We start from the raw sequence: 12192 nt of genomic DNA, 5'->3' as shown, positions 1-12192 counted from the left end.
CTATTCAATCTTCATTTTGCTAACCTGCCATGCTGAACGCGAGTAATAAATTTGATTATTCAACTCGGGAAGACTGTCATAAGGGTATACAATGAATGATGGGCCTTTATCGCGGATACGCATATATTCGCCATTAATCTTTAAGGCAAGAATAGCATTATATTTCTTAAAATCGCTGAGAGGAATAGCGGTAGCGTAATCATTAAGGGCAATAACATTAACGACAGAACCCTTTGCTCCAACATAATCCATGAGTTTGTTCATTGGAACACCCTCAAACTTCGTCCTGCCCGTATACCAGGGAGATGTCGTCTCGAAACTCACCATCCCGAGTTTTTCAAGGCTTGCGAGATCAAACACTGCTTTTCCATCTTCGTTAGTATTTTCTATATTCCCGTAAATCGTCAAAATGGGTTTTCCGGCGGGTTTCGGCAGTTCACCCGCCCAGGCTAAACTCTGAACCAGACAGCATACCAGCATTAGGATTAATCGCATTATGGCCTCCACTTTTGCACAGAAGTATATGAATTATAATTTAGTTATCACAGTAGTTTATGTATTTTATTGCGTCGCTATTACTTCTGTACGCGAATGTGGGGTAATTTCAATGTAATCAAATGGTTACGTGATTGCGGAAGAGTGATTTCAATCACATACAACACCTCTTTTTTTTGAGGCACGCTACGCTTACTTGAATAAACTCTCTTACGTTTAAAAAACGATCGCTTTAATTGAGCGTTATTTCCTCACCTCAAAGAATGTACCTGTGATGGACAGGTAAAAAAAACGCCACCCGATGGGCGGCGTCGTCATATTTAGCGATTGTTCAGCACGGTGCACCGTTACTTTTTCGTGGCCGGTGAAGCGCTGGGAGGTAAACGCCATAGCTCGTAGCGTTCATGACCGGGTTTGACCGCGCCAGCAAAGTGGTCATTGAGGCTGCTTGAGGTGAAGATCAGGTCACCGTCCGGACGAATAGCCGGCCTTTCTCGCTGATTTATGCGCCTCACCGGCGTCAGTCGGCAGCCACCCGGGCCATGATCGATCTTCTGACCACGGAACAATGACGCGGGTGTCTCCGTCATGAAAAAAGTGTCTTATTCTTAACCCGCCTCCAGCATCCCAAAACTCACAATTCGCGAGCGTCCCAGCTCTTTCGCCCGGTACAGTGCCACGTCCGCGGCGCGCAGCAGGTTGTCACTTTGAGCATGCTCTGGATAGCTGGCGATACCAATCGACACATCCACCGGCCCAATCTCGGTCAGCCCGTAGCGAAGCGATAGCGCATGCACGCCGTTGTAAATCTTCTGCGCGCAGGCGTGCGCTTCTGCTTCACCGGCCCCGGGAAGCAGAACCAGAAACTCCTCGCCCCCGTAGCGGAATGCCAGCCCGCCGTCGTGCGCGGCTCGCTGAACAATCGTCGCCACGTTTTTGATTACCTGATCGCCGGCCTCGTGACCGAAGCGGTCGTTAATGCTTTTAAAGTGATCGATGTCGATCATCATGCAGCTTAACGGCTCGCCGTTGCGCATGGCCTGCGTCATTTGCGTGTGCAGGGTGTCTTCCAGATGATGACGATTACGCAGGCCGGTAAGCGGGTCAAACAAGGCTTTTTCCAGCAGCGCGTCGCGCAGGCGCTGATTCGCCAGCGCCAGTCCGAGCGCCTCGGCCATCAGTTCCAGATACGCGCGTGCAGGAGCATTTTCCGGGGTGATGTTCTGGAACGAGAGCAACCCAATGGCCTCGCCCTGGGCGATAAGCGGTACGCACAGCGCGCTTTCCGCCTGTGATTCCGGGAGATGATAGCAGGCGACATCCGGTTCACCGTTAACCGGCGGATGGCTCTGACCGCGACGCACGGCCCAGCACGCATCGGGGTGGAACGTGGCCTCATCATCTGCCGGTGAAAGCCACTGGGCGACGCAGCGCATTTGCCACGGATCGCGGTCAAAAACGTAGAGCCGGCCCGCTATCCCCGGCGCGATATTGGGCGCAAACAGCTCCGCCACGTTGATCACATCGTCAAAGTTTTCACACCCCTGCAGCCGCTGCGTCATGCGCGCCAGCAGCTCGCGGATGGCCCAGTCGGCGTCACGCTCTTTTTCCAGACGCTGTCGCGCAAGGCCGTTTTCACGAAAGATGCGGATGGCCTGGGCCATATCGCCAATCTCATCAATCTGGTTAAAGTTGGGCGTTTCAACGGCGAAGTCCTGAGAGGCCAGACGGTGAACCACGTCGCTCAGGCGTACCACCGGGCGCAGCACGCGGCGTTTTAATATAAAGCCGAGCACAAACAAGAACAGCAGGGCGGTCAGGCCAACCATCACTTCAGAAGCCGTGCGCAGCGCTTTCGATTTTTTCGTCGCCTCCCGCACGGAGGCAATGACACGTTTGTCGAGTATCTGGCGAAAGCGATCGATTTGGGTTTGTGCGCGCTCAAGCTCCTGCTCGTAGGGCATGCCATAGAGCAGGGCAACGGCCTGCGCATCTTCACCCCGGGCCGCGCTCGTCAGTGCTGCCTGCTGCTCATCCTGCAGTGCATCAATGATTTTTAAACCATCATGTAGCAGGGCCAGCTCGTCATCTGAAGCGCCGGTGTCCTGCAGTTTCTCCAGCTTCAGCTCGATGCTCTTCAGTTTTTTCTCTGACGCATTGTACTCATCCAGGATTTGCGGATTTTTTTTGATGACATACAGGCGCGCTAAATCGGACTGTTTCCAGGCGTCGGTTTCAATATTTTCTGTAAGCTCATCAAAATTTTGACGTAGTTCAATGGCCTGACGTTCGGCAGTGTCAGCACCGGAGGCCATCAGCATGATAATGCCGGAGGCGATAGTCAGGCAGACCGTGGCACCGTAGGCCCAGTTGGTTATTGTCGCGATTCGCACCTGGAGATCCTTTTACTGCATAAAGAGGATGGCGTTCTTCAAATTATAGAAAACGTATGATTTAAGGCGAAAAAAAAGGCGGCACAGCGCCGCCTGATGTGGTCGTTATCGTCACGTCCCTACAAATCTGGAGAGTTTTTTCCCTCTTCGATGAACTCGGCGTCCAGCTCTTCGGCATTCCCCGCGTGATCGCGGCCGGAGAAGAGGTTCCAGCAGGCGATAAACAGCGCGGCGATGAGCGGCCCAATCACAAAGCCGTTAATGCCGTACAGCTCCATACCGCCGAGGGTAGTGATTAAAATCAGGTAGTCCGGCATTTTGGTGTCTTTCCCCACCAGCAGCGGGCGCAGGATATTGTCCACCAGCCCGACAATAATCACGAAGAAGCCAACAATAAACAGCCCCTGCCAGAGCTGGTGCGTGGCGAACAGGTAAATGGCGGCTGGCACCCAGACAATCGCCGAGCCGACGGCGGGGACCAGCGAGAGGAACGCCATCAGCGCGCCCCAGAGCACGCTGCCGTCGATGCCCACGATGGCAAACGCGATCCCGCCGAGCGTGCCCTGAACGACGGCCACCACTGCCGTCCCTTTCACCGTCGCCCGGGAGACGCCGACGAACTTGGCGAACAGGTGCTGTTTAACAAAATCAGACAGCGGCAGGGAGTCGAGGATCTGGCGTACCAGATACGGTCCATCCTTCAGCAGGAAGAACAGCAGGTAAAGCATGATGCCGAAGCTAATCGCAAAGCCAAACGTGCCTTTGCCGATCAGGAACGCGCTGCCTGCCAGATACTGCCCGCCCTGCAGCGCAACGTCGGAGAGTTTTTTCTGGATCTGCGCCGCGTTGGTCAGGTTGTGATCCGCCAGGAAGCCGCTGGCCCAGTCCGGCAAGTGGTTGAAGATGCTCGCCACTACCTCCGGGAATTGGGTGTTGTTCTCCTGAAGCTTCGTGTAAACCACGTTCAACTCAATGGCGAGCGAGGAGAGGATCACCATCAGCGGGATAAAGACGATCAGGCAGATAATGCCAATCGTCAGCAGCGAGGCCAGCCCGTTGCGATCCCCCAGCGCGGCGCGCAATTTGTTTTTTACCGGGTTGAAAATGACGGTCAGAATAGCGGCCCACAGTATCGCGGAGAAGTAGGGCGACAGCACGTCGAAGAAGGCCCAGGTCACAAGGGCGAGAATGAAAATAAAGAAACCTTTGGTCAGTCCGTTAAAGCGCATCAGTCAGTCCTGGTTACTAAGAAACTGTGACGACTATAGAACCGATTGCGAGAATTACCAACCCGGCGGCCAGTTCAGCAATATCGCAGTATGAATTTGCGCTTCACGGATAGCACTTTTGACTGACCGAAGATCGCACGCTCCCGCACCATGCTGTTAGTATCTGCTTGCGGAGGTGCTTATGGCCTGGCGTCCCATTCTTTATGTGATCCTCACAACCCACCCCAGACTCAGCGCGCGGCGTGCCCGTTTACGTCTGGTCATCTAGCTTTTTATTAACAATCGCGGTATAACACCTTCTTTGGATGTTTAGATGTCCATACGTATAGAAGGTAATATGCAAACACAACAAGAAAATGGACAGCTTAAGCGCACCATGAAAACACGCCACCTGATAATGCTCTCGCTGGGCGGCGTGATTGGGACAGGGTTATTCTTCAATACCGGATACATCATTTCCACCACCGGGGCGGCGGGCACGCTGCTGGCGTACCTGATCGGCGCGCTGGTGGTCTGGCTGGTGATGCAGTGTTTGGGTGAGCTCTCCGTGGCGATGCCGGAAACCGGCGCGTTCCACGTCTATGCCGCCCGCTATCTCGGCCCGGCGACGGGCTATACCGTGGCGTGGCTCTACTGGCTCACCTGGACGGTGGCGCTCGGCTCGAGCTTTACCGCCGCCGGGTTCTGCATGCAGTACTGGTTCCCGCAGGTGCCCGTCTGGGCGTGGTGCGTGGTCTTTTGCGTGGTGATATTCGGCCTTAACGTCATCTCCACGCGCTTCTTTGCCGAAGGGGAATTCTGGTTCTCGCTGGTGAAGGTCATCACCATCATCGCCTTTATTATCCTTGGCGGGGCGGCGGTCTTTGGTTTCATCCCGATGCAGGACGGTTCACCCGCGCCGGGCTTAAGCAACCTCACCGCCGAGGGCTGGTTCCCGCACGGCGGCCTGCCGATCCTGATGACCATGGTGGCGGTGAACTTTGCCTTCTCCGGGACCGAGCTTATCGGCATCGCAGCGGGTGAAACGGAAAATCCGCACAAGGTCATTCCGGTTGCGATCCGCACCACCATCGCGCGGCTGATCATCTTCTTTATCGGCACCGTGTTTGTGCTGGCGGCGCTGATCCCGATGCAGCAGGCGGGCGTGGAAAAAAGCCCGTTCGTGCTGGTGTTTGAAAAGGTCGGTATTCCCTACGCGGCGGATATTTTTAACTTCGTGATCCTGACGGCGATCCTCTCGGCGGCGAACTCCGGGCTGTACGCCTCCGGGCGCATGCTGTGGTCGCTCTCGAATGAGAAAACGCTCCCGCGCTGCTTTGCCCGCGTGAACAAAAACGGCGTGCCGCTGACGGCGCTCTCGGTTTCCATGCTCGGCGGCGTGCTGGCGCTGTTCTCAAGCGTGGTGGCCCCGGACACGGTGTTTGTCGCACTCTCGGCCATTTCTGGCTTTGCGGTGGTGGCGGTGTGGATCAGCATCTGCGCGTCGCACCTCGTTTTCCGTCGCCGTCATCTGCAGTCCGGTCAGCCGCTCTCTGCGCTGCAGTACCGCGCGCCGTGGTATCCTCTGGTGCCGGTGCTCGGTTTTATCCTCTGCGTGGTGGCCTGCGTCGGCCTGTGGTTTGACCCCAGCCAGCGCATTGCCCTTTATTGCGGGCTTCCGTTCGTCGCCCTGTGTTATGGTGCCTACTACCTGACCCGAAATATGACATCGCAGGAGCCTGAACATGTCGCAGAATAATCCGCTTACCGCCATCCTTGAAAAACAGCCGTTTGTGGTGCTGGATGGCGCAATGGCAACGGAGCTGGAAGCGCGCGGCTGTAACCTTGCTGACAGCCTCTGGTCGGCCAAAGTGCTGGTGGAAAACCCGGATCTTATCCGTGAAGTGCATCTTGATTACTACCGCGCGGGCGCGCAGGTGGCGATCACCGCCAGCTACCAGGCCACGCCTGCGGGCTTTGCGGCACGCGGTCTGGATGAGGCGCAGTCCCGCGCGCTGATTGGCAAAAGCGTGGAGCTGGCGCGTAAGGCGCGCGAAGCGTACCTGGCCGAAAACCCGCACGCGGGCACGCTGCTGGTAGCGGGCTCCGTTGGGCCGTACGGCGCGTATCTGGCAGATGGCTCAGAGTATCGCGGCGACTACGTGCGCAGTGCCGAAGAATTCACAGAATTCCACCGCCCGCGCGTGGAAGCGCTGCTGGACGCGGGTGCAGACCTGCTGGCCTGCGAAACGCTGCCGTCGTTCACGGAAATAAAGGCGCTGGCCGCGTTGCTGACGGCGTATCCCCGCGCGCGGGCGTGGTTCTCCTTCACCCTGCGCGACAGCGAGCACCTGAGCGACGGCACGCCGCTGCAGGAGGTGGTTTCTTCTCTGGAGGACTATCCGCAGGTCGTCGCGCTGGGCATCAACTGTATCGCGCTGGAAAACACCACGGCGGCGCTGAAGCAGTTGCAAAGCCTGACGCCGCAGCCGCTGGTGGTCTACCCGAACTCGGGCGAGCATTATGATGCGGTAACCAAAACCTGGCACCACCACGGCGAAGCGTGCGAGACGCTGGCGGGGTATCTGCCGCAGTGGCTGGCGGCGGGAGCGAAGTTAATCGGCGGATGCTGTCGCACCACGCCGAAGGATATTGCAGAGCTGAACGCGCAGCGCTGAGTTTGTGCCGGGTAAGGCGCAGGCGCCACCCGGCACAAACCAACCGCACAAAATCAACTATCCTTTCCCGCTTTTTTTCTAAAAACGAATCGTCATTAGCGATTCTTTTTTATTCCTTTATCAAAATTCCCGCGCCGGAAATACTGCCCTCATAACAACAGGGGAGCAGGCATTATGGCAATTTCATCGCGAATCACACTTCTCGGCGCGCTGGCGCTGTGGGCATTTCAGGCGCAGGCGGTGGACGTTACCGTCGCGTATCAAACCTCGGCTGAGCCGGCGAAGGTTGCGCAGGCGGACAATACCTTTGCGAAGGAGAGCGGCGCGAAAGTCGACTGGCGCAAGTTCGACAGCGGCGCGTCCGTCGTGCGTGCGTTAGCGTCCGGCGACGTGCAGATTGGCAATATCGGCTCCAGCCCGCTGGCGGTCGCGGCCAGCCAGCAGGTACCGATTGAGGTTTTCCTCCTCGCCTCGCAGCTCGGTAATTCCGAAGCGCTGGTGGTGAAGAAAAACATCGCCAAACCGGAAGACCTGATCGGCAAACGCATCGCCGTGCCGTTTATCTCCACCACCCACTACAGCCTGCTGGCGGCGCTCAAACACTGGGGCATCAAGCCGGGGCAAGTGCAAATCATCAATCTTCAGCCGCCGGCGATTATCGCCGCCTGGCAGCGCGGGGATATTGACGGGGCCTACGTGTGGGCACCGGCAGTAAACGAGCTGGAAAAAGACGGCACCGTGCTGACCGACTCCGAGAAAGTGGGCCAGTGGGGGGCGCCGACCCTCGACGTGTGGGTGGTGCGCAAAGACTTCGCCGAGAAACATCCTGAGGTGGTGAAAGCCTTCGCCAAAAGCGCGATTGCCGCCCAGCAGCCGTACATCAGCAACCCGGATGAGTGGCTGAAGCAGCCCGCCAATCTGGAAAAACTCTCCCGCCTGAGCGGCGTGCCGGAAGCGGACGTGCCGGGGCTGGTGAGGGGCAATACCTATCTGACCCCCGCGCAGCAGGTGCAGCAGCTAAACGGGCCGGTGAGCAAAGCGATTGTAGATACCGCCACCTTCCTGAAAGAGCAGGGCAAAGTGCCTGCGGTCGCGGCGGATTACAGCCAGTACGTCACCGACCGCTTTGTGAAATAAGGAGTCCGCCATGCTGAACATTACGAACCTGTATGCCGATTACGGTGGTAAACCCGCGCTGGAGGACATCAACCTGACGCTGGGCAGCGGTGAACTGCTGGTGGTGCTCGGCCCGTCCGGCTGCGGAAAAACCACGCTGCTGAATCTGATCGCCGGGTTTGTACCGTATCAGCACGGCACCATTCAGCTGGAAGGCAAAAAGGTGGATGGCCCTGGCGCCGAGCGCGGCGTGGTCTTTCAGAACGAAGGATTGCTTCCGTGGCGCAACGTGCAGGAGAACGTGGCGTTTGGGCTCCAGCTTGCGGGTGTGAACCGTGAACAGCGGCTGGCAACCGCGCGGGCGATGCTGAAAAAAGTGGGGCTGGAAGGGGCGGAAAAACGCTTTATCTGGCAGCTTTCCGGCGGCCAGCGTCAGCGCGTCGGGATCGCCCGCGCGCTGGCGGCGAATCCGCAGCTGTTGCTGCTGGACGAGCCGTTCGGGGCGCTGGACGCCTTTACCCGCGAGCAGATGCAAACTCTGCTGCTGCGCCTGTGGCATGAGACGGGCAAGCAGGTGCTGTTAATTACCCACGATATCGAAGAGGCGGTGTTTATGGCGACCGAGCTGGTGCTGCTCTCGCCGGGGCCGGGGCGCGTGCTGGAGCGGCTGCCGCTGGATTTCGCACGCCGCTACGTCGCGGGGGAGCCCGTGCGCAGCATCAAATCCGATCCGCGGTTTATTGAGCAGCGTGAATACGTCTTAAGCCGCGTGTTCGAACAGCGGGAGGCCTTCTCATGAGCATCGTCTTTAGTGAAAAAACGCGCCGCACGCGTCTGGCGCTGCGCTGGCCTTTCTCACGTCAAATTACGCTGAGCGTCGGTACGCTGCTGGTGCTGCTGGCAGCGTGGTGGGCGGTTGCGGCCCAGCAGTGGGTCAGCCCGCTGTTTCTGCCGCCGCCGGGACAGGTGCTGGCGAAACTCATCTCCATCGCCGGGCCGCAGGGCTTTATGGACGCTACGCTCTGGCAGCATCTCGGCGCAAGCCTGACGCGCATTCTGGTGGCGCTGCTGGCGGCGGTGGTTATCGGTATCCCGGTCGGGATCGCGATGGGCCTAAGCCCGACGGTGCGCGGCATCCTTGACCCGCTGATTGAGCTTTACCGCCCGGTGCCGCCGCTGGCCTATTTGCCGCTGATGGTGATCTGGTTCGGTATCGGCGAAACGTCGAAAATTCTGCTGATTTATCTGGCGATTTTCGCGCCGGTTGCCATGTCGGCGCTGGCGGGCGTGAAGAGTGCCCAGCTGGTGCGCATTCGTGCGGCGCAGTCGCTGGGGGCCAGCCGTACGCAGGTGCTGCTGTTCGTGATTCTACCCGGCGCGCTGCCGGAGATTTTAACCGGGCTGCGCATCGGCCTCGGCGTGGGCTGGTCCACGCTGGTGGCGGCAGAGCTGATTGCCGCCACGCGAGGATTAGGGTTTATGGTTCAGTCGGCGGGAGAGTTCCTGGCGACTGACGTGGTGCTGGCAGGGATCGCGGTAATTGCCGCGATCGCCTTCGGATTAGAACTGGGGCTGCGCGCGCTACAGCGCCGCCTGACACCCTGGCATGGAGAAATACAATGAGTGAACGACTGACCATCACCCCGCTGGGGCCGTACATTGGCGCGCAGGTGTCGGGCCTGGATGTGTCCCGCCCGCTGAGCGATAACCAGTTTGAGCAGCTGTACCACGCGGTGCTGCGCCATCAGGTGGTGTTCCTGCGCGAGCAGGCGATCACCCCGCAGCAGCAGCGCGCGCTGGCGTTGCGTTTTGGCGACCTGCATATTCACCCGGTCTATCCGCATGCGGAAGGGGTGGAGGAGATTATCGTTCTGGATACCCACAACGATAACCCGCCGGACAACGACAACTGGCACACGGACGTCACCTTTATCGAGACGCCGCCCGCCGGGGCAATTCTGGCAGCAAAATTACTGCCAGAGACCGGCGGCGATACGCTGTGGGCGAGCGGAATTGCGGCGTTTGAGGCGCTCTCTGCGCCGTTCCGGACGCTGCTGAGCGGCCTGCGGGCGGAGCACGACTTCAAAAAATCGTTCCCGGAATATAAGTACCGTAAAAGCGAAGAGGAGCATCAGCGCTGGCTGGAGGCGGTGGCGAAGCACCCGCCGCTGCTGCACCCGGTGGTGCGCACCCATCCGGTCACGGGCAAGCAGGCGCTGTTCGTGAACGAAGGATTCACGACGCGCATTGTGGACGTGACGGAGAAAGAGAGCGACGCGCTGTTAGGTTTCCTGTTCGCGCATATCACTAAACCGGAGTTTCAGGTGCGCTGGCGCTGGCAAGAGAACGACCTGGCGATCTGGGATAACCGCGTGACGCAACACTACGCCACCGCGGACTATCTGCCGCAGCGAAGGATTATGCAGCGGGCGACGATTTTGGGGGATAAGCCGTTTTACCGCCCCTGATCCTGTAGTACCCGTAGGCCGGGTAAGCGCAGCGCCACCCGGCGAAAACGGTGCACAATTGCCGGCCAATTAAAGGTGCGCCTCAATATACCGCTGATAGCGGTTCGCCTTCAGGTAGCACAAATCCACCAGCACCAGACCGTCTACGCAGTTGTTGAACGCCGGGTCGCTGCCAAAATCAATAAACTGCACGCCGCCGGGCTCGCATAGTTCGGAATACTGTTTATACAGCGGCGGTATGCCGCAGCCCAGATTGCCGAGCAGGGATTTCAGCTTCGTCAGATCGTCCACGTAATCCACGCCGCCAAACTGTGCCAGCACGTCCGGTAAGGATGCCGGATACGGCTGACGTGACGCGGCTAGCGGATGCGTCGCCGGGAACCACAGGCGGTAAAAGGCGACCAGCAGATCCCGTGCCGCAGGCGGTAAGCCGCCGGAGATGGAGACGGGGCCAAACAGGTAGCGATAATGTGGGTAACGCGCCAGGTAAGCCCCGATGCCAGACCATAAATAGTCCAGACCGCGACGCCCCCAGTAGCGCGGCTGAATAAAGCTGCGCCCGAGCTCAATGCCGTGCTCAAGCACGTCCTGCATTTTGTCGTCGTAGTGGAACAGGCTGTAACTGTACAGACCTTCAACGCCGCGCTTTTCGATCTGCATGGCCGTCGGCATAAAGCGATACGCCCCGACGATCTCCAGATCCTCTTCATCCCAGAGGATCAGGTGCAGATAATCGTCATCGTAGCTGTCGGTGTCCCGGCGTTTACCGCTCCCTTCCTCCACCGCGCGAAACGCAATCTCACGCAGGCGGCCCAGTTCGCGCAGAAGAGGCGCCTCTTCCTGCCCGTTGCGCTGCCACAGGTAGATGGTTTTACCGTCGCTGGTTTTACCCAGACACTCCGCCTGCGCCAGCTCGCGTTTCAGGGTGGCCCGGTCTTCCGGACGAGCAATGGCGCACTGGGTTTTGAAGACGCCAGGCAATCCCTTGCCAAGACGTATCACGTGCTGACGGCACTGCTCGGCCATCTCACGTGACGAAAGAGTGGCGCTATGCCAGTGATGCCAGGCGATTTGCTGGCCGATTTTAATCGGCAGCTGGCTGTGGCGGCGGCGGAACATCTGTTGCATTAGCAGCAGCATCGACAAGGTCGGCGACACCAGCGTGCTGGCATAAAAGAGCAGGCTGTTATGCGCCTGAATATGCACCGGCAGCAGCGGGGCGCGCAGCTTGCTGGCGAGTTTGATAAAGCCGGAGTGCCATTTTTTATCGCGAATGCCTTTGCGCGTGGGGCGTGAAACTTCACCCGCCGGGAAGAAGATCAGCACGCCCGCGTTTTGCAGATGCTGCTCCATCTGAACCAGAGACGATTTCGCCGTCCTGCCGCCCATATTGTCCACCGGAATAAACAGCGAACTGAGAGGCTCAAGGTGGGTCAGCATCCGGTTGGTCACGACTTTAACGTCGCGCCGCACGCGGGAGACGGCGTACATCAGCGCCAGCCCGTCCAGCGTGCCTGTCGGGTGGTTGGCAATAATAACCAGTGGGCCATGTTCGGGGATTTGTTCGAGATCGCGGGCGGAAACGGTGCAGAGAATATCAAGGTGCTCCAGAACTTGCTCCACCATATCCAGTCCTTTCAGGTGGCGGTGAGCGGCGGCAAACTGCTGGAATTCTTCTTCGTAAAACAGCCTTTTTAACAGACTTTTTTGCCAGGGTGCAGGCCTCGCCTGAGGCCAAAGATCGTCGAGAACGCTATCGAGGCTAAACATGATTACTCCTCCTGCCGTCTTGCGAAGACAGTAGAAGGAGCAGATGTCGGTTGTATTGCAGTTT

10 protein-coding genes and 1 pseudogene are annotated in these 12192 nt (G+C 58.4%); 7 read left to right on the top strand and 4 right to left on the bottom strand.

The genetic code is table 11. The features are described from left to right. Entirely contained in the window at window positions 1-495 is a 495-nt protein-coding gene (locus IM265_RS05330) for a molybdopterin-dependent oxidoreductase (RefSeq protein ID WP_028012099.1), read from the bottom strand. 470 nt (window positions 496-965) lie between these two features. Here IM265_RS05330 and IM265_RS21990 point away from each other — a divergent pair. Continuing rightward, a pseudogene (locus IM265_RS21990) lies at window positions 966-1067 on the top strand (LysR family transcriptional regulator); the annotation flags it as partial. Between the two features lie 36 nt (window positions 1068-1103). On the opposite strand, the gene IM265_RS05320 reads toward IM265_RS21990, so the two are convergent. After that, window positions 1104-2888, bottom strand: coding sequence for a diguanylate cyclase (locus IM265_RS05320; protein WP_088205249.1), 1785 nt, complete (start codon window positions 2886-2888; stop codon window positions 1104-1106). A 119-nt stretch (window positions 2889-3007) separates the two neighbouring features. Continuing rightward, window positions 3008-4117 (bottom strand): AI-2E family transporter, encoded by a 1110-nt coding sequence (locus IM265_RS05315; protein ID WP_047367583.1) that lies wholly within the window; start codon window positions 4115-4117, stop codon window positions 3008-3010. A 337-nt stretch (window positions 4118-4454) separates the two neighbouring features. Between IM265_RS05315 and mmuP the strand changes: the two genes are divergently transcribed. From mmuP to tauD, 6 genes are all read left to right on the top strand, one after another. Beyond that, window positions 4455-5855, top strand: a complete 1401-nt coding sequence (mmuP, locus tag IM265_RS05310; RefSeq protein ID WP_182034008.1) for an S-methylmethionine permease — start codon at window positions 4455-4457, stop codon at window positions 5853-5855. Beyond that, window positions 5842-6774 carry a homocysteine S-methyltransferase gene (mmuM, locus tag IM265_RS05305; RefSeq protein ID WP_182034007.1) on the top strand — a complete coding sequence of 311 codons (933 nt, stop codon included), beginning with the start codon at window positions 5842-5844 and terminating at the stop codon, window positions 6772-6774. The genes mmuP and mmuM overlap by 14 nt, the downstream gene beginning before the upstream one ends. 174 nt (window positions 6775-6948) lie before the next feature. Beyond that, the gene (gene tauA / locus IM265_RS05300) at window positions 6949-7911 is read left to right on the top strand and encodes a taurine ABC transporter substrate-binding protein (RefSeq protein WP_182034005.1); all 963 of its coding nucleotides are present in this window, start codon (window positions 6949-6951) and stop codon (window positions 7909-7911) included. Between the two features lie 10 nt (window positions 7912-7921). Beyond that, window positions 7922-8689, top strand: coding sequence for a taurine ABC transporter ATP-binding subunit (gene tauB / locus IM265_RS05295; protein WP_048957570.1), 768 nt, complete (start codon window positions 7922-7924; stop codon window positions 8687-8689). Next, window positions 8686-9513, top strand: coding sequence for a taurine ABC transporter permease TauC (tauC, locus tag IM265_RS05290; protein ID WP_182034003.1), 828 nt, complete (start codon window positions 8686-8688; stop codon window positions 9511-9513). The genes tauB and tauC overlap by 4 nt, the downstream gene beginning before the upstream one ends. Beyond that, window positions 9510-10358 carry a taurine dioxygenase gene (gene tauD, locus IM265_RS05285; protein WP_182034001.1) on the top strand — a complete coding sequence of 283 codons (849 nt, stop codon included), beginning with the start codon at window positions 9510-9512 and terminating at the stop codon, window positions 10356-10358. Before tauC ends, tauD begins: the two co-directional genes overlap by 4 nt. Before the next feature lie 69 nt (window positions 10359-10427). On the opposite strand, the gene IM265_RS05280 is transcribed toward tauD, so the two are convergent. Then, window positions 10428-12128 carry a lysophospholipid acyltransferase family protein gene (locus tag IM265_RS05280; RefSeq protein WP_126345138.1) on the bottom strand — a complete coding sequence of 567 codons (1701 nt, stop codon included), beginning with the start codon at window positions 12126-12128 and terminating at the stop codon, window positions 10428-10430. Window positions 12129-12192: the final 64 nt, after the last annotated feature.

Origin of the sequence: Enterobacter cloacae complex sp. P17RS (assembly GCF_014895885.1) — a bacterium.
Classification (GTDB): domain Bacteria; phylum Pseudomonadota; class Gammaproteobacteria; order Enterobacterales; family Enterobacteriaceae; genus Enterobacter; species Enterobacter bugandensis.
The sequence above is the reverse complement of the archived record's forward strand: the minus strand, read 5'-3'. Positions and strand labels throughout refer to the sequence as shown.